The following is a 21,903-nucleotide window of genomic DNA, read 5'->3' as shown; positions in this document are numbered from 1 at the left end:
TAGTGTATTTGCGTTAAAGAATAAAAAAATATATAGATGAATCAAAATATAGAAAAACTAAATCATGTACTTCGCTATGTAAAAGACACTTTTGTAGGAAAAGATGACGTTATAGATTTATTAGGAATTTGTTTGCTGGCAAGAGAAAATGCCTTCTTGTACGGCCCGCCCGGAACAGCAAAGTCTGCCATTGTAAGAACATTAGCAAAGGCGGTAAAAGATGGCAAAAACTTCGAATATCTTCTCACTCGCTTTACCGAACCAAACGAAATTTTCGGCCCTTTTGATATCAGAAAATTAAAAGAAGGAGAATTACTAACCAACACCGAAGGCATGATGCCCGAAGCTTCCATGGTTTTTCTGGACGAAATCTTCAATGCCAATTCCGCCATTTTGAACTCGCTGCTGATGGCTTTGAATGAGAAAATTTTTAAAAGAGGAAAAGAAACAAAGCATCTTCCTGCGCTCATGTTCGTAGGGGCAAGCAATATGCTTCCCGAAGATGAAGCTTTGAACGCATTATTCGACCGGTTCCTCATCAGGGTTAATGTAGATTATGTACATCCTGACCTTCTTCAGCAGGTGCTTTTAGCCGGAAGAAAACTTGAAAATAACAGTGAAACCGAAATACCGGAAATTCTTTCCCACGAAATAAAAGAATTGCAGAACCTCTGCAGAACGGTTGATTTAAAACCCATCTACGAAGTATACCTTAACATCATTATCAGCCTTAGAAATACGGGAATTGCAATATCCGACCGAAGAGCCGTGAAAATGCAGAATCTTATTGCTGCAAGTGCGCTTATTTGCGGAAGAAATGAAGCCATTCTTTCAGATCTTTGGGTATTGAAGCACATTTGGGATACCGAAGAACAGATTGAAATTCTGGAAGGTATTATCAACCGCACTATTGAAAAAGAAGATCATCCGAACTCTCATCCGCAGGCCCTGAAAAATAAAACGCCGGATCCGGAAGAAGTTATGAAAGATGTGAAAATATTAGTCGAAAAATGGAACAGCGGAACATTGAGCTTTGAAGAGCAGAATGTAATTAAAGATAAGCTAAGATACCTTCAGAGCCGTTGTGATTGGATCAGGAATCCGGAACAGAAACAGTATGTACAACAGGAAATCGAAAGTCTATGGCAAAAGATACTTCAGAGCATATAAAAGAATTCTGGGCGGAAATTCCACGGAAAGATGAAGAATATTTAGGCTCCATCCGCGACTGGCAAAATGTTCAGGTTGCACCGGAACAAGATGTGATCTGGATGAAAGGCTTTACCGGAGAACAGGCAGCTTCACCGGAAATCCAGCAATTGCCCAACTTCATATTGTACGAACTTCGGGACGGATTATTATTCCGTAAAAATGCACTGGTTCCGAGCAAAAAAGTAAGAACAGCCCTACTTTGGACAACAATTGATAAAGCATTGAGATTAACGCTTCCGCAATCAAACAATAATTTTTTCGGAATTGATGAAAAAGTTAAAGTTACTTTAAAACCCAGTGAAGAAGAACATCCTGCATTTGCATTATTAAGCTCTGTGGGAGAAATGAAAGATTTCATCATCGCCCAGCCATTCTTCAGGCTTGAAAAAATAAGCTGGATAATGATTGATGATAAGGCATTATTCTTAGGAAACCCATTATTAAGCTTTCCCGGGAAAACGTTTTGGGAAAGCAACGGGCATCTGCTGCCTGCCGGTTTTGATTTTGAATTTAAAAACATGAGCTCTTTACTTCAGAGAAAATACAATGCAGCGCTTGACCAATGGCTTTTGTGGAATGAAGACGCAAGTGTTACAGTAATTAATAAGAGTGATTTCCGGAAATTGTCCGCAAGCTCATTTCGCCTTACTGAAAAAGCAAAAGAATGGAACTGAACGAATACTTCCAATCCTACGAAAATTACTTCTGGGAATGGACGACGGATGAAGACGTTCCGGATCCGTCTGGTTACAACGAATACAATCTTATTACCATCCCGAATGTAGGTGCAATCGCTTACAGGCCTTATATTATTGAAGTTCTGAAGGAATTGCAGCCATACGGTTTTCCGCCTTTCGGATCGCTGCTATTGGTGCTTTACGCTTCACAGGACGGCTACCTGAACTTAGACGGTATTTCATTTTATTTAAAAAAGATAGAAAAAAGCTCAAGGTTAAGAAATACAGACCAGGTTATAACGCTTTTAGAAAACATCAACAGATTACCACGAATTTATAAAACAGGACAAAATAAAATCAATCTGCTTCAGACACTTTTTAAAAGTTCTCATAACCGGACTTCATCGGGAAGTGCAGATTTAATACTGAAAAGATTCGCCAAAAGACCATATAAAATTGCGGAATGTGCCCAAAAAATAACTTATCGTTCAATGCTTTTTGCAGTGGATGACATTGGGAATTTAATCAATATAAGCGAAAAATTTCGTACCACAGAGTCTATCATTCAGGCAATGAAAGGAATTGTGGAAGTTCCGGAACTGGAAGATGAGGTATTGGAAGAAGAAACAACGGTGGAAACCGGAAAAGATTTCATTCAGGAATTAATTGATGAGCCCAAAACCTTTCAGGTAGGAAGCCTGATCAAAAGAATCTGGAGCGGCCTTAAGATCCCGATGCGTCATCTTTCACCCGGGGAACAACCCATCGGAGGGATTTCCGATATGAGTAATAAAGGTGATTTTAACAGGATGCTTCTCTCTGAATTTGCCAATGAAGATGAAATTTTTATGAACCGTGTTGCCAACAATGAAGCGTTGTATATTCAGCGTGAAATCCCACCCGAAGAAAATGTTTTTGAAAGAATCATTCTTATCGATACTTCCCTGAAAAACTGGGGAACGCCGAAAGTATTAGCTTTTGCATCAGCCATTGCAGTTATCAAACACCCGAAAGCACATTCGGAATGTAAGGTTATGACATTAGGGGAGGCTGGCCTTGAAATTTCCCTGAATAAAGTAGAGCATGTTATTGAAAATCTCAATCTGGTAAGTCCGGTATTGGAGGTTTCCCAAGGATTGGAAAAGTTTTTTGAAAAGGATCATAAAGAAAAAGACCTTGAAGTTTTTTTCATTACCCATCATGAAAATTTAGAGCATCAGAAATTACAGAAAGTTATTCATGACAACAGGGACCGGCTGAAATTTCTGGTGACCACATCATCAGAGGGAGAACTGAATTTTTACAAACATCACAAAGGAACACGAAAGCATATCCAGAAAATTATGCTTCCGCTGAAGGAGGTATGGGCTAATCCGCCGCAGGGAAAAAGAGGCAGACAAAACAACCCTTCGTCTGGCGGTAAAAAAGCGGCTGTTCCTTTAAATTATCCGATTCTGTTTCCAACGCCGGCCAATAAAATTGCCACTTTTCTGTATGAAGGCGAGTTCTATATTTTAAGCAATAAAAAACAATTGTTAAGAACCTATTTATCTGATAATTATTACAACAGGGAGCATTACAATAATCATAAAATCCAGCATGGATGTGAAGTTCTCATTGAAGATATTTCTGTAAAACCGAAAGGACAGTTTGCCTTAGCACGAAATAAGCAACAGGAATTTATTTTATGCCAGTATCAACCCGATAAAAAACTGATTTCCACATTAAATCTGATTACCAGAGAATATTCTGAATTAAATATATCAGGAAAGAATATTCCAAACGGACACAGGCTTATTTATTTCGGAAAATATTTTTATTTATTTAATGAGGAAAGCAAAATGATTCCCTGCATTAATATAGAAGGTGCCATTTCATTAGAATATGTTGTAAATGATCAGTTAATTTATAAAAGTCATGGAAAAGTAGAATCCGAAATTAAAAAGTTATACAACAGCGGCATTAAAATTTTTAATAATTTCAGTAAAATAGGAATAAACAGCGATGAAGAATTGGTGATTTCAAAATATGCAATGACAGCACATGGGGACAATCTTTATGCCTTTGCAAAAAACTTTGCGGATATTGAAGTCATGGCCAGCCAGAATAAAAATGTGTTCAGCTTTGAAGACGGAAGTGAAATCATCACCGATTCCCGCGGAATGCTTACTTTCAAAAGCAGTAACAAAAATATACCTGTTTTTTATCTGCCTTCTACAGAATACGGATATTTGGCTTTGGGAACAGAAACAGATTTCGGAGGCTCGGAATATTATCTGCCTAAGGAAAATAAACTCAAAATAAAGGAAATGGAAGAAATGTATACGCAGTACATGGAAGCATTTATAAAACATATTCTGGAATATGGAACTTAAAATAAAACCTTTTCCGAAGAATAATTATCCTAAAAAAGGACTTTTGATTAAAGGTTCTTCGCCTTTCGTATGGCTGTATGAAATGGAACTATTAGCCATAGATTTACATGAAGTCCGGTCTTTTCCCATTCCTTCCGCCGAACCGAATGTGCTGTACGGATGTTTTTTGATTTTTCAGCACACGACTCCTGGAGAAATTGGAAAAAATTCTTATTTTCAGTGTGTTGATCATACGCTTTTCATTCCTGAAAATACAGACTTTTATCCCAAAATAACTCCGGAAGACTGGCAAAATATTGATTCTGAGTTTTTAATTATGCATCCTGAATTCGGATTGGTAAAATTGAACGAAGAGATTGATTGGCTTTCGATCATTCAGGCTCCGAAACCATCCGGAAATACCATCAGCAAACCATTAAACGGAGTAAAAATTCCTAAGAACATTGAGAGCTATACGGTAGAAATGGATGATGAAAAGATCCTCGAAGCTCTGCAAAAGCCGCAAAACGAAGAAGAATGGATGAAAAACCTTCCTTTCGATCTTCAGAAAGTAATGAAAGGCAATAAAAAGGAAGTTGAAAAATATTTAAAATACATTGAAAAATATCCCGACAGAGCCGTTGAACTGGGTATTCCGCTGGACGTGATGGGAACTTCCAGAGGTGATGGCTTTGCGAAATTCAAGTTTGGAAATTCCTGGCTTGGAAAATTGTTTGGCGGCAATATATTCGGAGGTGGAAACTCTTCATATTCTCAAAATTACCGTTGGGTATTTTGGGTAGTCCTGATTATAATGGGTTTGGTAAGATTATTTGTACACCTCAACAAAGAGAAACCTGTAGAAAACCAATCTGTGGTGTCATCAGGGAAAATTTCGGAGGGTAATAAAGATTTGATGAAACCTGCCGTAGCCTATCAGTCCGGAGTTACCGATGTTGATATGAAAATTGATTCGATGTATGGAAGGAAAAGAAATGAAATTGCTGAAGAATATAGTAATGCAGTCGGTGCTTATATTTCCCGCGATAAAAATAAAATTGAAGAATATAAAAAACAAGGAAAGCGCGATCCTAAGGAAATCAGCAATGATCTGATGAATATAAATGCCAAAATTGATAAATCCAAAGATTCATTAAAAACAATTTATACTAAAAAGATTGTAAAATATTTAGCCCAAAACGAAGAAAAATATAAAAACAAAATCGCAGATTCATTACAAAAAATAAGTTCGGGAAAACCTGCAGACAAAGGAATTGTAAAAAGCATCTGGAAAAAGAAACAGGTTCTTATTGAAGATTCATTGGGACGGCTTTATGGTACAAAAGAATATCCTCAACCGCCTGCAATTCAAAATGAAGGGAAAATGGGAGCAACATCTGAAAAGAAAGAACCTTATGTGAAAAATGATATTTCTTTCTCGGAAATCATCTGGCTCATTATCTTCATGACCGGCGTTGTAGGGCTTTATAATTTTATCGTCAAAAAAAGATCGTTAAATGTGGGAGGACAGAATGTTCCGGGAGATATCAAAATCTTTCTCATCATTGTACTTGTCGGCATGTTAGCCTATATCTTCTATCCGCTGATTGAAATGTTCGGCTACAACTGGTTTGTGTGGATTGTTATTATCTGTGTTGTTGTGCTGCTGTACCGTTTGTTCAGCGAAGATAAAACCATTTTAAAATCAGACAAAGATGAATAGCCAGAAATTTATCAACAAGTTCAGTGCAGCGTTTTTTATTCTGGTGATCATTAAAATCATCGCCATATTAGCGCAGCTTTTTCATAAGAGTTTCTGGAGTGTTGTAGGAACCCTTGTGATCTTTATTATTGTGGCTTTTATCATTTTTATTGTTATTACCCGACTGGAAGATAAAGAAAAACAAAACAATACAAACGGAAGGAGAGGTAATGTAGGCGGTGGAAACTTTTATGTAGAAAACTCTCTTTTTGATAAGATCAGAAATAAATACGAGGAACTTGCTAAAAGTTATATCCGTGAAAACAATTATCAGAAAGCTGCCAAAGTATATATCAACCTTCTTCGCGATCATTACCGTGGAGCAAAGATACTGGAAGAGGGTAGACTTTACAATGAAGCAGCAGTTATTTACCTTAAAAAACTGAATAACAAATCTCAGGCAGCTTATTGCTATGAACAGGCAAAACAATACAGAAAAGCAATAGAGCTTTATAAAGAACTTGAACACAAAGAAAAAGTTGGAGATCTGTACAGGCAAATAAATGATCCTGAAAATGCAAACAGTTATTATCAAATGGTGGTAGATGATTATGTTAATAACAATCAGATTGTAAAAGGCTCACTGATCTACCGTAAAAAAATGGAACTGCCCGAAGAAGCCCAGAAAATTTTGCTGAAAGGATGGGAAGAAAATAAAGATGCATTCAATTGCCTGAATAATTATTTTGCGAACATCTTTGATGCTAAAAATCTTGAAAAAGAAATCAGGGAATTGTATCAAAGAATACCTTCGGATAAAAAAATCATTTATCTGGAAGCTATGAAATATGAATTTAAAAAAGATCCGTTGCTTCAGGGGACGATAAGAAATATTGCATATGAAATCATTGCAGAAAAAGTGATTATCCATTCTGAAATCGTGAATGAATTAAAGCACTTCAATCCGGATGATGAGGTGATCTTAAAAGATATTTCGAGGTATAAAACAGGGAGGAATAAAATGTTTAGAAATTAAAATTTCAAAAAAACATTTATCTTTGCTGCAACAAAATTATGACAATACAAAGAGCACATATCAGTTTAAATCTATGCGATCGCCCTATGGTAAAGGGATCGTTTGGATATGAATGGATAATGTTGAATGAGGCGAAATATGCTTTCTTTGAAAATTGTTTACTGTAAACCCGTAAAAATTTTATCAAATAGTATAGCAACGCCTCGATTTTCGGGGCGTTTTTTGTGTTTTTAGGAGAGAAATTATTTAGAATGAAAAAAAATTAACCATAAAAGTGAAAATTTTTTAATCAACAATGAACCATTAATAAGAAAATAAAGCGTGATCAATAAACCGGTGAGAGACAGTCATTTAGGTATTATACACATCTGCAAGCTATTGCGGACAGAAATTTTCTATTCTAAATATTGAATGTAATTTATTGATTTTCAAATATTTAATTTAAAAATAAATTTGCGTGTTAAAAAAAATCATATTTACTTTGCAACCGAAAATTGAAAGCAGCAGGTTTTCAGTATTCAAAAAAATATTTAAATAACAAGATACAATGAAACAATTACATAACATATCAAGTTTACAACACTGGGCAAAACCGATGGGACAGGGATATGCTTGTATGAATCTGCTTGATAACGAATTTGTAATAAAAAGGTGCTTATATAAATGGGTCAGCTAATATACTGACACGTCCTGAAATATAAAGCGCCTCCCGAAAAGAGGTGCTTTTTTTATGTATGGTTTCTCTGGCTTATTGGTAAAGCGCCGGTTTGTGGCACCGGAGAACAGGGTTCGATTCCCGGAGATACCCAAAAAATGTGAATGGTTAATAGTGAATTTTACTTCGTACGTGAATTAGATTGACAAGCAAAGCGAATTGACCGCTGACATTCACACTAAAACCAATCTCATAGCTCAATTGGTTAGAGCTCCGGTCTTTTAAACCGGGGGTTGAAGGTTCAAATCCTTCTGGGATTACAGAAATGAAGTATCAAGATGATAAGTGAAGTTTTAATTGATAGTAACACAAATGACAATTAATTTACTTACAAGGTCTATTGAGGTAATGGTAACCTTCCCGACTGTCTCTCGGGTACTGCGAGTTCGATTCTCGCATAGACCGCAAAAAAATAATGAATGGCCAATGGTGAATTTTAGTTTGTAATTGAATTTAAAATTGACATGCAATGCGAATTGACAATTGCCTATTCATATTAAAAATTGTTTCAAAAGAGAAAAGAAAAGGCTTGTCGAGAGCAGAAGATCTTTAAGCTAAAAAAACACATAACCTATAGACAGGCTTTTTCTCAACTCGTTTTGAAGCGTGATAATGAAAGTTTTAAACATGATATAAATTTTAGATCAAATAAAGTTTGTCAAAGCGAAGGAGTTCTTACATCAAACAAAAATTAAGACAGACTTTATTTTTAGAAAATTTATAGAATAATCACAATAGGAGAAAAGCGCTCATTACCCAATATTGATTATTCATAAAAATGATGGTTCGCCGAAGTGGAAGAGTCGGGGCGGTCTGCAAAACCGTTGCGTAAGCTGAGTGGGTTTGAAATGCGAAGCATTCGTGAATTCAGATAAAAAAAGAATAAAAATGGTTATGAACAACCCCATAGCCATCTCAAATAACTAAAATGAGATGAGTTCCGAAGAAATAAAGTCTGTCAAAGCGCAGAAGTTCTTATCAACAAAAAATTAAGACAGGCTTTGTTCTTCTTCACAAGAAAGAATTTCATGTTTACTAATCATGAACTTGGAAGAGTGGTGTAGCAGGTCTGCACGTTAGTCTGAAAAACTAAAGGTACAGGTTCGATTCCTGTCTGTTCCGCAGGATATAAGTAATAAGTAATGTTCAATAAGTAATGAATTATGCTTAAAAAAATTACTCATTACTAATGAAACTGATTCATGGTGTAATTGGTCAGCACACAAGGCTTTGACTCTTGTTGTTCAGGTTCGAGTCCTGATGAATCAACGAAGATTTGTATTGAAAAAACTCTGTTTTCTTAGCTGAGTGAAACGCCTTTGCCTCAATTTATAATTGATCGTTAGAATCGGCGAAACTTTATTTTGTGAACTTAAAAACAGATAGGGGAAAAAAAAATTGCGCATTTTGCGTTAAAACAAATATTTAAACAAAAACAAAACAAAAAACATGTAGAAAAAATGGAAACGCAACAACAAGTATGGCATAACATGAACGGAAAAATTTTCCAAAAATCTATCACAGAGCTGGTAGAAGAAGCCATCATCCGCGAACAGGCAAATGGACACCGGCTGAAAGTATGTGTGGGATCAGACTCCCATGTTTACGGGGATGCTATTAATTATGCTACGGCAGTCGTCTTTATTCGTGAGGGAAAAGGAGCGTTTACCTTTATCAGAAAAGAAAGAGAGATACAGACTATCAGTATCAAAGAGCGCATGCTGAAAGAGGTGAACAAATCCGTAGAAATTGCTTATACAATCTGTGCAGTGCTGGATGCTTACGGAGTGGAAATGGAGGTACACGCAGACATTAATACCGATCCGGATTTCAAATCCAACGTTGCTTTGAAAGATGCGATGGGATATATTCTCGGAATGGGATATGTATTTAAAGCAAAACCTCATGCATTCGCAAGCTCAAATTGTGCAGATATGATGGTGTGATAAAGCAGGAAGCGAGATGTATAGAGATTGTAATTTTTTAACTTTCTACACTTATTTTAAAGCTTTCAGAAACCTAACAGGTTTTCAAAACCTGTTAGGTTTAAATAGAAAAAAGATAAAAATTAAAATAATGAAACCCAATATATTTTCACAGCGGACTCATCAAAAGATAGAACTTATGAAGAAGAAAAAGTGGACACCGCCATTTGCACCGAGAAATTAGAAAGTTGGGATGCAGAAGCAAGAGGTTGGAAGCATTTTCATGCTGTAAAACTTCCACCTGCCTGCTTCCATCCTAAAAATCAAAATTATGAAAACAACCAATGAAATCATAATCATTGATCTGGAGGCTACCTGTTGGGAAAACGACAGAATTCCTGCCGGACAGAAACCCGATATTATAGAAATAGGAATTTGTGAATTAGACAGAACTAACAAAGCAATTTCCAAAAAACAGAGCATCTATGTCATTCCGGAAAGATCTAAAATCAACAAATTTTGTACGGATCTTACTGGAATAACGCCTAAACTGATCGAAGAAAAAGGAATTTATTTTGAAGAAGCCTGCGAAAAAATAAGGGATGAATATCATTCAGCTCAACTTACCTGGGCTGGCTTTGGAGACTTTGATAAAGAACAGATCATGGAGCAGTGTGATTATCTCGGTATCGAAAATCCTTTTTCCGGAAATTATATCAACATCATGCACCGTTTCAAAGCCTACAACGGATTATATAAAATGATGGGCCTGAAAAGAGCGTTGAAAGCCCTGAATATGGATTTTGAAGGCAACCATCACAACGGAGCGGATGATGCTTACAATGCAGCCAGAGTTTTGAGAGAAATTTTGAGGTGAATCTAAGCTGGAAGTAAATTGCGCACCGCAAAACTTCCATTTTTCCACATCCATCTTCTATCCATTAACAATTAAATTTTTTAAACAAATGAAAACAACAGACAATATATTAATTATAGACCTCGAAGCCACATGTTGGGAAGACCGGCCGCCAAGAGGTCAGGAAAGTGAAATCATAGAAATCGGGGTTTGCCTTATGAATGCAAAAACCGGAAAGATTTCCAAAAATGAGGGAATTTTAGTGAAACCTCAATACTCGAAAGTGAGTCCTTTCTGTACGGAACTAACTTCTATTACGCAGCAAATGCTGGAGGATGAAGGAGTTTTACTGGAAGATGCGTTGGATATTCTCAGAGCAGAATACGATTCTGAAGAGCTTACCTGGGCAAGTTACGGGAATTACGATCTGAATATGCTTCAGAGCCAGTCGAGAAGGTTTTGTGTGGATTATCCGTTAAGTGATGATCATATCAATGTAAAGACCTTATTCGGGGAACTGCATCCTACTGTGCGAAAAAGCGTAGGGATGGCAAGAGCTTTAGGCGAGCTGAACCTAAAACTTGAAGGAACCCACCACAGAGGAGTAGATGATGCGAAAAATATTGCTAAGATTTTACACTGGTGCTTACAGCAATAATGTACATTAAATGAAAATAATTTTTTGTACGCAAAAACACTGCGTAATAAGAATTTTACTTTGCATCATCAAATAAAACAAACTAAAATTTTGAAAGACAGATTTTAGTCAAAATATCAGGCAGGTCTTGTTGAGTGTTTCGGTATATCACTATTGCAGAAGGTTTTGTTGAGAAACATGATTTCTTTCTGTTCAGCTTGACCTGAAGGTTTCAGGAGTTTCCAAAAACTTCTACCATGCGCTATGGGTCGGAGGTTCGAATCCTTCTATTTCCTACAAGGGAATATAACTCAGTCCGGTTAGAGTAATAGCATTATTTAACGTGTGGGTTCGAGTCCCACTGCCAATTGAGATTGGTATGGCGGAATTGGTATACGCTCTACACTTTTAATGTAGGTTAAAATAGACTCAAAATCTATTTTTTCGCGAGTTTCGGGTATTCTCATCAAAAATATCCGCACTGGAAAATCCGGGATGTTTTCGGTTGTTGAATCAGCACTCTGAAAAAGCCTGTAAGAAAAGAAGTTTTCTAAAATTGAAACGGTATTGAAGAGCTTATTATCTTCAGACCAATGCTGAAATGACGGTCTTTTGCGTGAGCGATGGTAACGGATATCCTTTTTGTTTGCAAAAAGATAGAAGTGAACGTAGCAACCCGGGCTGCAGGGAAATGCTGCTGCGAGGGACACGCCCAAGATCTGAATTTCAGGATGAATCTGAAAATTGAGTTTGAAGTCAGTGGATTTTTTTGTTAAACGCTTTGCTTCCGCATTTTTTCGGAAGAAGAGATCACGGATTTCCTTTTATTAAATAATAACTATTAAAAATAAAATCATGATAAAAAATGTACACATTAAAGCATACGAGAGAGGCCTCGTTTTCAAAAATAGAAACCTGATCGACATCCTGAAAGAAGGAAGTTTCTGGATGTTCGGGAATAAATCTGTAGAGATTTATGATATGAAAACTTTGTTTAAAACCAATGTTGATCTTAACCTTTTGCTGAAAAACGAGGGATTAAAAGCCATGCTGGAAGTTGTTGAGGTAAAAGACGGTGAAATTGTTCTTGTTTATGAAAACGGGATTTTCAAAGAAGTATTGAACGTAGGACAGTACGCTTTCTGGAAAGGTGTTTTCAACAGAGAATTCCAGAAAATTGATTTAATGAAAGTGGAAGTTACCGAAAATATTTCTAAAACAATCCTGGAAAATGTAAAGCTCAAGAGCTTTGTAAGAAAATTTGTTATCACCAATCAGTATAAAGGCCTTTTGCTGATCGATGGAAAGCTGGATCGTGTTTTAGAAGCAGGAACATACTATTTCTGGAATAATGAAACTTCTGTAGAGGTAAAAGCCATTGACACCAGAATGCAGCAAATGGAAATTGCAGGTCAGGAATTGCTTACGAAGGACAAAGCGATGTTAAGAATTAATTTTTACGTGCGTTTCCAGGTGGAAAATATTGTAAAAGCCTTAATGGAAAATAAAGAATATGATAAGCAATTGTATATTCTTATGCAGTTGGCGCTAAGAGAATTTGTGGGCGCATTAACCCTCGATGAACTGCTGGTGAAAAAAGATTCGGTAGGAAAAGAAATTCTTCAGAATCTTGGGAATAAAGCTGAAGGTTTAGGTTTAAAAGCCGCTGATGCGGGAATCCGGGATGTGATTTTAACAGGTGAAATGAAAGAAATCATGAACCAGGTTCTCATTGCTGAAAAGAAAGCCCAGGCCAATACCATCATGAGACGTGAAGAAACGGCTTCCACAAGAAGTTTGCTGAACACCGCCAAGCTTATGGAAGAAAATGAAGTGCTCTGGAAGCTGAAAGAAATGGAATATATGGAGAAAATTGCCGATAAAATCGGAGATATTACCGTATCCGGAAACACCAATATTGTTTCCCAGCTGAAAGAGATTTTTGCCCGATAAACTAATACCTGTCTTTATAGATCCCAGCTTTGCGAAAGCAAAGCCGGGATCGCTTTTTATTATGAAGCCTTTTCCAGCCATTCTTCGTAGGAAAGAACGCCCAGCTCCGGTTTTCCGTCGCCTTCCAGAATAGAGATCAGTTCCAGCTGGTTTCCATCGGGATCATTAAAATAAATGGCTAAAGCCGGCATCCAGGCAAAAACCATGGGTTTTTCATTTCCGTTTTTCAGAAAGTTGTAGGGGGTTAAATCTTTATTCTTGAGAAATTCAGCAGAATAATTCAGAATATCTTCTTTGTCAGCGGTAAAAGCAAAATGCCGGGTTTGCAGGTCTTCTTTCTGTTCCCAAAGTCCCAACATGAATTCTTTATCTTTTCCTACCCATAAAAAAGCGATCCGGCGGTTTTCATCCTTGTGAGCAAATTTTAAACCTAAAACTTTCGTGTAAAAATTAGTGGCATTTTCAAGATCACTTACCTGGATATGTGTTTCATATAATCCTTTAATCATGATTTTAATTTTGATGAAGCAAAACTATGAAACAAATTTGCAAAACTTCATTCTAAACCATTTCTTAAAAGAAAATCAACGATAGATAAATTTAATTTTTATCAGAATCAATCATAGCATGCTATTGGATAGAGGTTTTGTAGTAACTACCTTTGCTGCCAAATGAAAAATACCGCTGCTTTATTCGATTTCTCACAGAAAATAAATTATAAAAACGAATTGCTTGCCGGTTTTACGGTCGCTATGACCATGATTCCAGAGTCACTTTCTTTTGCAATTCTGGCCGGACTTTCACCGCTCACCGGTCTCTATGCAGCCTTTATGATGGGATTGGTTACCGCTGTTTTCGGCGGCCGTCCCGGAATGGTTTCCGGTGGAGCGGGCGCTACCATTGTAGTTCTCATTGCTTTGATTAAAACGCATGGCGTAGAATATCTTTTGACCACCGTAGTTCTTGCCGGGATATTTCAAATGCTGGTTGGAATTTTTAAGTGGGGAAAATTTGTAAGACTAATTCCGCAGCCTGTAATGTATGGGTTTTTAAATGGTCTTGCCGTTATCATTTTTATGGCGCAGGTAGAGCAGTTTAAGATCGTAAATGAAAATGGAATTAGCAGCTGGCTTCAGGGAACAGCATTATACATCATGCTGGGTCTTACTTTGCTTACCATTGCTATCGTTTACCTTTTTCCGAAGATTACAAAAGTGGTGCCGGCTTCTCTTGTTGCCATTATTGTGGTCTTCGGAATTGCTGCAGGTTTTGGAATTCATACAAAAACTGTGGCCGATATCGCAAGCATCAGCGGAAATCTTCCGCACTTTCATATTCCAAATCTTCCTTTTTCACTCGAAACTTTACAGATTATTTTTCCATATGCTCTTGTGATGGCAGGAGTTGGACTAATAGAATCTCTTCTCACCTTATCCATGGTGGATGAAATCACCAATACAAAAGGAAATGCCAATAAAGAATCCGTAGCACAAGGACTGGCAAATATAACCAATGGGTTTTTCGGAGGAATGGGAGGCTGTGCGATGGTTGCCCAGACTTTGGTAAACCTAAACGCTGGTTCCCGGGCAAGGCTTTCGGGAATTATTGCATCCGTTACTATTTTAATCATTATTTTAGTTGGGGCTCCGTTTATTGAAAAAATTCCGATGGCTGCACTGGTTGGAGTTATGATGATGGTTGCTATCAGTACTTTCCAGTGGGTTTCTATCAGGATTGTCAACAAAATGCCGAAATCTGATATTTTTGTGGGTATTACAGTTGCTTTAATTACCATTATATTGCATAATCTTGCGCTTGCCGTATTGGTAGGTGTCGTTATTTCAGCATTGGTTTTTGCCTGGGATAATGCCAGAAGAATCCGTGCCAGAAAATATACGGATGAAAACGGAATTAAATACTATCAGATTTCAGGCCCGCTGTTCTTTGGTTCAGTTACAACTTTTATAGATAAATTCGATCCTGCCAATGATCCCGATCAGGTAATCGTTGATTTCAGGGAAAGCAGGATTGTGGACATGAGTGCCATCGATGCTTTAGACAAGTTATCTAAAAAATATGCAGAACGAAATAAAGAGTTGCATTTAAAACACTTAAGCGAAGACTGCCGGAAAATGCTGAAAAATGCTGAAGCAGTGATTGAAGTCAATGTTCAGGATGATCCAACGTATAAAGTAATGCCGGAAAAATAGAAAGTTTTTGGGTTGTAGAGTTTGAGTATTTGAGAAGATTTTGAGGCTGGAAGTTGGAAGTGATGATGGAAGTTTAGAAATATCCAACATTTACGCAAATCTGTACAATCTGTAGGAAATAAAAATATTCTGAAAATCATAAGGATAATTTCTATGCCACCTTATGAGAAATCATAAAAATTTCTTAAAACACCGCACAATATTTACCCATTAATTTAAAAATTTTATCTTTGGATTAAATTGAAATCAGAAGAAGAATTGAAGACAAGAATTAATGTAACTTAACTGACATCTTTTTTCAGGAAACAAGCTAAATAAACTTTTAACTAAACCGTTTTGAAAACAGATATAGACATCCATAATCATTCACATTTTTCCTTTGATCTGTGGCTTACCTTAATAAAATCTCACCCTGAATTTAAAGCAAAAAGAGTTGAGCTGTTCTCTTCATTTTTTGAAGTAAAAAAGCCGATTGATGAAGTTGCGAAAGCCATAAAATATTATGATGACCTTTGCAATTCTATTAATGAGGTAATTGGAGGAAATGTAGACACTTTTGAAATATATCTGCTCATTTTACATGCGCTGAAAGTTGATCTGAAGCAAATCAATAAAGATCAGCTGAATGAGTTCTATCAAAAAAGCGAAGCCCTTTTTCTGGAATATCAGCCTATTATCATTTTCGAAAATTTACATGAGTTTTTTGAGGAAATTAAAAATCAGGGAAAAACAATTAATATCCTGAGCAATACAGGATTTATCAAAGGAAAAACCATGAGAAAATTCCTCATGAATAAAAACCTTGATCAGTATATTGATTTCCATATTTATTCTGACGAAGCCAACTGCTCGAAACCCGATCCGAAAATATTTCAGGAAGTAAAAAACCTGCTTAAAAACCAGGATTTGAATTTAAACCAGATCCTGCATATCGGAGACAATCCCATCGCAGATTATAAAGGGGCAAAAGATTTCGGTTTCAATGCACACTTACTTTCACCAAAAATATAAATTATGAACAAAAGATACAGCTTACACCATATCCATTCTGCGGAAGAATTCACTTTTTCGCCGGAGGAATACAGCTATTTCAAGTTTGGCGACAGATCGTACGCTGCAAAATTTGCCAAAGAACTGTTTGATGGATTTATTTCAGCTCATGAGAATATATTAAATACAGATAAAGAAATTGTAGTTTTACCAAGTCCGTACATGGCAATTCCCACCGCTTCCAATTTTTTATGCTTTTACTTCAAAAAGCACCTGGATTTTTATCTGTTCCAAAAAGGAAAAAGGTCAAGCATCCTGTCAAAAATCAACCGGAACCATACCTATACGACAGATTACGGGAATTTAAGTTTTGAAGACCGTAAAAATCTTATTGCCAACGATACTTATTATCTTGATAAGGATTTTCTTAGAGGAAAACTTTGTATTTTTATAGACGATATCAAAATAACAGGAAGCCACGAATTTACCGTCAATAAAATTCTGGACGAATATCAGGTTGAGGCAGATTTTTTGTTCATGTATTATGCTGAACTGATGAATTTCGACCTTGACCCGAAAATTGAAAACTATTTTAATTATTATGCAGTGAAAAATGCAGAACATATCGCAGAAGTAATGATGAAGCCAAGTTTTCAGTTCAATACCAGGGTGGTAAAATATATTTTAAGCCTGGATTCAGGTAATTTTGACTATCTTTCGTCTAAAGTAAAAAAAGAACAGATGGATCACCTGCTGGAACTGGCGATCAGCAACAATTATCATTTAATAAAAGAATACGAAAACAATATTAACACTTTAACACAAACTGAACTCTATTATGGCTATTAACTTACAGAAAGGACAAAGAGAAAATATAAACGCACCAAAATTCACCGTAGGTTTAGGATGGGATATCAACAATACCTCTACGGGAACGGCTTTTGACCTCGATGCATCCTTATTTTTGTTGGGAGAAGATAAAAAACTGGTTTCTGATAATCACTTTATTTTTTACAATAATCTGGAATCTCCTGATAAAGCAGTAATTCATTCCGGTGATAATTTAACCGGGGATGGTGCAGGAGATGATGAGCAGATTAAAATCGATCTTACAAAAATTGATCCGGCCGTGAAAGAAATCACTGTTGTGGTAACGATTCACGAGGCAGATGCCAGAAGACAAAACTTCGGGCAGGTGAGAAATTCTTTCATCAGAATTTTCAATACAGATACCAACGAAGAAATTTTAAAATACGAGCTTGACGAAGATTTCTCCATCGAAACAGCAGTAGAATTCGGAAGAATCTACAACAGAAACGGCGAATGGAAATTTGAAGCCGTTGGGAGCGGACAGCGAGAAGGCCTTGAAAAATTTGTAGAAATGTACCAATAATTGTATCATGGATAACCAACCTAATCAACCTATAGATCCGCTGGGATCAATCGAACCATTAAAAACATTTGAGCCTACCCCGATGGATCCTCCGCCGGCTCAGGCACAAAGTACACCTCCCGCTCCGCTTGTGGACAGGGAAGGGAATGTAAATCTTACTCAATTGCCATCAGAAGAACGTCAGAAATACGAAGTTCTTGCAAATTCTATTGATGAAACCAATCCGGGTTCCATTGTGAATTTCGGGGCAGATCTTCAGAGAACTTTGTCGAACCAGAGTGACAGCTTCTTAGGAAATGTGAGACGCTCCAATTCAGGTGAAGTCGGCGAACTCATCAATAATTTACTGGTTGAGCTGAATTACGTTGATGTTGAAGAGCTTAATCAGAATAAATTCAAAAGCTTTTTAAGCAAATTGCCATTCATGAAAAATGTAATGACGCAGATTGAGAATTTGTTCGCTAAATACGACAAGATCATCAGCAATATCGATCAGATTTCATATAAAGTCAATGCAGGAATTATTACATCAACAAAGGATAACGCCGTATTGCAGACGATTTTCGAAAGTAACGTCAATGCGATAAAACAAATTGAAGAACTGGTAATTGCCGGAAACCTAAGAATGGAAAAAGCAGCGACAGAACTTGCTGCAATGGAAGCTGCGCCGCAGAATTATCAGGATTACCAGATTGCCGATAAAAGAGATTTTATTGCAAGATTAGACCGAAGATTAGCCGATCTGAAGGTGGTTCGCCTTATTATGATGCAGTCGCTTCCGCAAATCAGGCTTGTTCAGAATAATAACGTATCGATTGCCGAAAAAGCACAGACTATTCTTACAACCACGCTTCCGCTTTGGAAAAATCAGCTTTCCTTAGCTGTTGCCATGTACAGACAGCAACAGAATATTGAAATTCAGCAAAAAGTTTCTTCCACAACAGAAGAAATTTTGAGGAAAAATGCAGAACGTCTCGGCCAGAACTCAATCAATGTTGCCAGAGCCAACGAACAAACTGTTGTATCTATTGAAACATTGCGAGAAACAACGTCGAAATTAATCAATACATTAAACGAGGTAAAACAAATTCAGAAACAGGGTGCAGAAGGAAGAAGAAAGCTGGATCAGGATCTGATGACGCTGGAACACGAACTGAAAGCAAACGTAAGAGGATAGTAGCATTATACAAAGGTGAATGATGATGCTTTAAACATATTATCTCAAAGTAAAAGAAGATTAACGAAACTTAAGCTTCTTGCTAATTTTTTTGAAAATGTTGATATCATTTCCATTTACATTAAGACGGATATCATTCATAATCTTTTTCAGGAAAATAAAGGTTTGGATTACAGCAAGCTGGAATTGTTTCACCTTCAGTACACCGACAGTCTCATTGAACTTCTGACGAAAATAAAAAAGCAGAAGGAGAATGATATGCTGGCGGTAATCAATGAAATAGAAATCAACAGAAAATATATCGCAGGGTTTGAAGAAAAACACGAAGACGGCTTCGAGACAGACCGGAAAATATACAGCGGAAATTTCTCCCGTCACCTGAAACACGTATATCAGGACCTTACGGAAAATAACTATACCGTAAGTTGGGACAATGTTTTATATTTCTATAAAAAATATGCTGCAGAATTCTACAGATCGGAAGTTGATGAAGAATTGCTTACAACCGGCTCGTTTCCTGCTTATCAATATCAGGATTACAAAATTGAAAGAAAATTATTAGGAAGGCTTAATATTCAAAACTTTAAAGTTCGTTTCGTATGCGGTTATGCCGTTTCCGGGAATGAATATGAGCTGTTTAAAATTTTCCAGTCAGAAGATTTTTTCATCTTTGATATTGAAAAACAAAAAATGTATTTAGCAGATCCTAAAAAAATGGAAAAATTAAACAAGGCTCCCAACGAGTCAAACCACGGGGTGATTATTAACCAGCTCAAAAAAAAGAACGAGGATCTCGAAGAAGCGATGGCAGAAAGAAAAAGGACATTGCCGGAACAGGTAATTTCAGTCTTAAAAGATTATATTAAAAATCTTGAAAATACGGATGTCATGAGCAAAATGTTTGACATCAACGAAGAGACCAACATCCTTCGTGCAATGCTGAATTTAAATTTAAATAATTAGAATAAAATCATAAAACAAAGGATTATATTATCGTAATATTGAATATTTTATAAAGTATTCATGATTTTTGATAATACAATTTAAGAATACAAACAAAATTAAACATAAAAAGATGGCTATTAACTTACAAAAAGGTCAACGGATAAACCTTACCAAGGAAAACGGAACCACACTTACACAAGCATGTGTAGGGATAAACTGGGGTGCAATTGAGAAAAAAAGTTTCTTCGGCGGAACTTCACGCGAGGCAGTAGACCTGGATGGGAGCTGTATTTTATACGATTCCAACAAAAATGCTACGGAAGTAATTTATTTCGGAAACCTTAAATCTAAAAACGGTGCGGTAAGACATAGCGGAGACGACCTTACAGGAGACGTAAATGGTGATGACGGACTGGATAACGAAGTGATTACCATAGATTTCAGTAATCTTGATGCAAATGTAGAACATGTTGCCCTTGTTCTGAACAGCTACAAAGGTCAGGACTTCGGGACAATTCCTTTTGCGTCAATCAGGATTTATGAAGGAACTCCTACCAATGTGAGAGAAGTTTTTGCAAAATACGATATCGCTAATGATATTTCTTTCAAAGGCCATGTTGCTATGGTGATGGGCGTTTTCTATAAACGAAACAATGAGTGGAAATTCAATGCTATCGGAGATCCTACAAAAGACAAAAAACTGCAGGAAACCATTGAAACGGTAAAGCAAAAATATCTGTAATTTGAATTCAACGGGAGCGGGCTGAAGCCCGCTTATTAACCTAGGCTTGGCCAAAACCTAATGAATATAAATTCGAAAAAATATAATAAAATTAAACAGCAATATTTGTATTCGTACAGCTATTGCTTTTTATCATTTAACAACACACATTAAAAAGTGGGACAAAATACTAGCATTTTAGATCTTCATCCCGGTCTGGTTTGGGGATTTGCGGTAACGGTAGTTATCATGTTACTCCTGGACTTGGGAGTTTTCAACAAAAAAAGTCATGAAGTTTCTTCCAAAGAAGCCACCATCTGGTCAATTGTCTGGATCTCGCTGTCTATGGTGTTTTCGGGAGTTGTGTACTGGGTGTACAATTCAGATTTAGGTCCCGGAAGCCATGAGCTCGCCATAGAAAAATTCACGCAGTATCAGGCTGCTTACTGGATTGAAAAGGCACTTTCGGTGGATAACCTGTTTGTATTCATCCTGGTGTTCGGATTTTTCAAAGTTCCGAAATACCTTCACCATAAAGTACTTTTTTGGGGAATTATCGGGGCGCTCATCTTCAGGGCAATTTTCATTTTTGCCGGTGTGGGATTAATCAACCTTACGTACCTTCCTGAGATGAATATCTTCGGGCACCCGGTGAAAATTAATATCGTAATGACCTTATTCGGATTATTCCTGGTTTATGCAGGAATCAAATCCTGGGGCGACGGAGACGATGGCGAAGAAGAAGATTACAGCAATACAGCAGGAGCTAGACTAATTAAAAGATTCTGGAAGGTTTCTGATAATTACGTAGGCGATAAATTCTTTACCGTCCAGAACGGTGTGAAAATGGCAACTCCGCTTTTGGTAGTTGTTGCCGTTATCGAATTTACCGATGTGCTTTTTGCCGTAGATTCCATTCCGGCAATATTTGCCATCTCGAATGATCCGTTTATCCTTTATACATCCAATATATTTGCAATTTTAGGTTTGAGATCACTCTATTTCCTGTTGGCGAATTTTATCCATATGTTCAGCAAACTACCTTACGGATTGGCAGTAATTCTGTCTTTTATCGGAGTGAAGATGCTTATTGCACCATGGGTTCATATTCCGTCTCCTGTTTCCTTAGGAATTGTTGGAGGAGTTTTGATAATCTCAGTCATTTTATCCGTTATCTTCCCTGACAAAAAACAGAAAGAAAAAATTGAAGAATAATAATCTATCATTATAACAAATAGAAAGGCTTTACATTATGTAGAGCCTTTTCTGTTTGAGAACTCACACCCTCACAAACCTCCTCCCATTCTCCAGCCCTCCGCTTTTATTTTATCGGGGGAGCTTCTTCCGGCTCTCGCTACTTGCTTTTTCCAGTAATGGGGTTTCGGCTGTGTCTTTGCCGC

At 36.9% G+C, this 21,903-nt stretch carries 18 protein-coding genes and 6 tRNA genes; 23 read left to right on the top strand and 1 reads right to left on the bottom strand.

The window, feature by feature from the left end:
• Positions 1-36 precede the first annotated feature (36 nt).
• From SOP96_RS14500 to SOP96_RS14430, 15 genes are all read left to right on the top strand, one after another.
• Entirely contained in the window at positions 37-1,170 is a 1,134-nt protein-coding gene (locus SOP96_RS14500; protein WP_326321644.1) for an AAA family ATPase, read from the top strand.
• A complete protein-coding gene (locus SOP96_RS14495; protein ID WP_326321643.1) occupies positions 1,143-1,886 on the top strand; it encodes a hypothetical protein in 744 nt (247 codons plus the stop codon). Before SOP96_RS14500 ends, SOP96_RS14495 begins: the two co-directional genes overlap by 28 nt.
• A complete protein-coding gene (locus SOP96_RS14490) occupies positions 1,877-4,264 on the top strand; it encodes a hypothetical protein (RefSeq protein ID WP_326321642.1) in 2,388 nt (795 codons plus the stop codon). The genes SOP96_RS14495 and SOP96_RS14490 overlap by 10 nt, the downstream gene beginning before the upstream one ends.
• Positions 4,254-5,966 carry an APC family permease gene (locus SOP96_RS14485; RefSeq protein ID WP_326321641.1) on the top strand — a complete coding sequence of 571 codons (1,713 nt, stop codon included), beginning with the start codon at positions 4,254-4,256 and terminating at the stop codon, positions 5,964-5,966. Before SOP96_RS14490 ends, SOP96_RS14485 begins: the two co-directional genes overlap by 11 nt.
• Positions 5,959-6,981 (top strand): tetratricopeptide repeat protein, encoded by a 1,023-nt coding sequence (locus SOP96_RS14480; protein ID WP_326321640.1) that lies wholly within the window; start codon positions 5,959-5,961, stop codon positions 6,979-6,981. Before SOP96_RS14485 ends, SOP96_RS14480 begins: the two co-directional genes overlap by 8 nt.
• 736 nt (positions 6,982-7,717) lie before the next feature.
• Positions 7,718-7,790, top strand: a tRNA-His gene (locus SOP96_RS14475).
• A 92-nt stretch (positions 7,791-7,882) separates the two neighbouring features.
• Positions 7,883-7,956, top strand: a tRNA-Lys gene (locus SOP96_RS14470).
• A gap of 74 nt (positions 7,957-8,030) precedes the next feature.
• A tRNA-Asp gene (locus SOP96_RS14465) sits at positions 8,031-8,101 on the top strand.
• Positions 8,102-8,745: 644 nt separating this feature from the next.
• A tRNA-Phe gene (locus tag SOP96_RS14460) sits at positions 8,746-8,818 on the top strand.
• Positions 8,819-8,892: 74 nt separating this feature from the next.
• A tRNA-Gln gene (locus SOP96_RS14455) sits at positions 8,893-8,965 on the top strand.
• Positions 8,966-9,156: 191 nt separating this feature from the next.
• Positions 9,157-9,642 (top strand): ribonuclease H-like YkuK family protein, encoded by a 486-nt coding sequence (locus SOP96_RS14450; RefSeq protein WP_326321639.1) that lies wholly within the window; start codon positions 9,157-9,159, stop codon positions 9,640-9,642.
• Positions 9,643-9,952: 310 nt separating this feature from the next.
• Positions 9,953-10,498 (top strand): 3'-5' exonuclease, encoded by a 546-nt coding sequence (locus tag SOP96_RS14445; RefSeq protein ID WP_326321638.1) that lies wholly within the window; start codon positions 9,953-9,955, stop codon positions 10,496-10,498.
• An 88-nt stretch (positions 10,499-10,586) separates the two neighbouring features.
• Positions 10,587-11,135, top strand: a complete 549-nt coding sequence (locus SOP96_RS14440; protein ID WP_326321637.1) for a 3'-5' exonuclease — start codon at positions 10,587-10,589, stop codon at positions 11,133-11,135.
• A gap of 279 nt (positions 11,136-11,414) precedes the next feature.
• Positions 11,415-11,481: transfer RNA gene (locus SOP96_RS14435), tRNA-OTHER, on the top strand.
• 488 nt (positions 11,482-11,969) lie between these two features.
• Positions 11,970-13,067: a slipin family protein gene (locus tag SOP96_RS14430; RefSeq protein ID WP_326321636.1), complete on the top strand. Its 1,098-nt coding sequence runs from the start codon at positions 11,970-11,972 to the stop codon at positions 13,065-13,067.
• A 59-nt stretch (positions 13,068-13,126) separates the two neighbouring features.
• Here SOP96_RS14430 and SOP96_RS14425 read toward each other — a convergent pair whose 3' ends face one another.
• Complete coding sequence (locus SOP96_RS14425) at positions 13,127-13,576, bottom strand: VOC family protein (protein WP_326321635.1); 450 nt, start codon at positions 13,574-13,576, stop codon at positions 13,127-13,129.
• 162 nt (positions 13,577-13,738) lie between these two features.
• Here SOP96_RS14425 and SOP96_RS14420 point away from each other — a divergent pair, with 162 nt between their 5' ends.
• From SOP96_RS14420 to SOP96_RS14385, 8 genes are all read left to right on the top strand, one after another.
• The gene (locus SOP96_RS14420) at positions 13,739-15,277 is read left to right on the top strand and encodes a SulP family inorganic anion transporter (protein ID WP_326321634.1); all 1,539 of its coding nucleotides are present in this window, start codon (positions 13,739-13,741) and stop codon (positions 15,275-15,277) included.
• Positions 15,278-15,613: 336 nt separating this feature from the next.
• Entirely contained in the window at positions 15,614-16,288 is a 675-nt protein-coding gene (locus tag SOP96_RS14415) for an HAD family hydrolase (protein ID WP_326321633.1), read from the top strand.
• 3 nt (positions 16,289-16,291) lie between these two features.
• A complete protein-coding gene (locus tag SOP96_RS14410; protein WP_326321632.1) occupies positions 16,292-17,116 on the top strand; it encodes a phosphoribosyltransferase family protein in 825 nt (274 codons plus the stop codon).
• On the top strand, positions 17,106-17,660 hold the full coding sequence (locus SOP96_RS14405) for a TerD family protein (RefSeq protein WP_326321631.1): 555 nt from the start codon (positions 17,106-17,108) through the stop codon (positions 17,658-17,660). Before SOP96_RS14410 ends, SOP96_RS14405 begins: the two co-directional genes overlap by 11 nt.
• A 7-nt stretch (positions 17,661-17,667) precedes the next feature.
• Complete coding sequence (locus SOP96_RS14400) at positions 17,668-18,837, top strand: toxic anion resistance protein (protein ID WP_326321630.1); 1,170 nt, start codon at positions 17,668-17,670, stop codon at positions 18,835-18,837.
• A gap of 15 nt (positions 18,838-18,852) precedes the next feature.
• Positions 18,853-19,800 (top strand): hypothetical protein, encoded by a 948-nt coding sequence (locus SOP96_RS14395; protein WP_326321629.1) that lies wholly within the window; start codon positions 18,853-18,855, stop codon positions 19,798-19,800.
• 112 nt (positions 19,801-19,912) lie between these two features.
• Complete coding sequence (locus tag SOP96_RS14390) at positions 19,913-20,524, top strand: TerD family protein (protein ID WP_326321628.1); 612 nt, start codon at positions 19,913-19,915, stop codon at positions 20,522-20,524.
• A gap of 156 nt (positions 20,525-20,680) precedes the next feature.
• Positions 20,681-21,718 (top strand): TerC/Alx family metal homeostasis membrane protein, encoded by a 1,038-nt coding sequence (locus tag SOP96_RS14385; RefSeq protein ID WP_326321627.1) that lies wholly within the window; start codon positions 20,681-20,683, stop codon positions 21,716-21,718.
• The last annotated feature ends 185 nt before the right edge of the window (positions 21,719-21,903 follow it).

It is taken from the genome of Chryseobacterium salviniae, from assembly GCF_035819015.1.
Taxonomy (GTDB): domain Bacteria; phylum Bacteroidota; class Bacteroidia; order Flavobacteriales; family Weeksellaceae; genus Chryseobacterium; species Chryseobacterium salviniae.
The sequence above is the reverse complement of the archived record's forward strand: the minus strand, read 5'-3'. Positions and strand labels throughout refer to the sequence as shown.

Coding starts and splice junctions, on each gene's coding strand:
- SOP96_RS14500 (WP_326321644.1), top strand. CDS start 37: ATGAATCAAAATATAGAAAAACTAAATCATGTACTTCGCTATGTAAAA.
- SOP96_RS14495 (WP_326321643.1), top strand. CDS start 1,143: ATGGCAAAAGATACTTCAGAGCATATAAAAGAATTCTGGGCGGAAATT.
- SOP96_RS14490 (WP_326321642.1), top strand. CDS start 1,877: ATGGAACTGAACGAATACTTCCAATCCTACGAAAATTACTTCTGGGAA.
- SOP96_RS14485 (WP_326321641.1), top strand. CDS start 4,254: ATGGAACTTAAAATAAAACCTTTTCCGAAGAATAATTATCCTAAAAAA.
- SOP96_RS14480 (WP_326321640.1), top strand. CDS start 5,959: ATGAATAGCCAGAAATTTATCAACAAGTTCAGTGCAGCGTTTTTTATT.
- SOP96_RS14450 (WP_326321639.1), top strand. CDS start 9,157: ATGGAAACGCAACAACAAGTATGGCATAACATGAACGGAAAAATTTTC.
- SOP96_RS14445 (WP_326321638.1), top strand. CDS start 9,953: ATGAAAACAACCAATGAAATCATAATCATTGATCTGGAGGCTACCTGT.
- SOP96_RS14440 (WP_326321637.1), top strand. CDS start 10,587: ATGAAAACAACAGACAATATATTAATTATAGACCTCGAAGCCACATGT.
- SOP96_RS14430 (WP_326321636.1), top strand. CDS start 11,970: ATGATAAAAAATGTACACATTAAAGCATACGAGAGAGGCCTCGTTTTC.
- SOP96_RS14425 (WP_326321635.1), bottom strand. CDS start 13,576: ATGATTAAAGGATTATATGAAACACATATCCAGGTAAGTGATCTTGAA.
- SOP96_RS14420 (WP_326321634.1), top strand. CDS start 13,739: ATGAAAAATACCGCTGCTTTATTCGATTTCTCACAGAAAATAAATTAT.
- SOP96_RS14410 (WP_326321632.1), top strand. CDS start 16,292: ATGAACAAAAGATACAGCTTACACCATATCCATTCTGCGGAAGAATTC.
- SOP96_RS14405 (WP_326321631.1), top strand. CDS start 17,106: ATGGCTATTAACTTACAGAAAGGACAAAGAGAAAATATAAACGCACCA.
- SOP96_RS14400 (WP_326321630.1), top strand. CDS start 17,668: ATGGATAACCAACCTAATCAACCTATAGATCCGCTGGGATCAATCGAA.
- SOP96_RS14390 (WP_326321628.1), top strand. CDS start 19,913: ATGGCTATTAACTTACAAAAAGGTCAACGGATAAACCTTACCAAGGAA.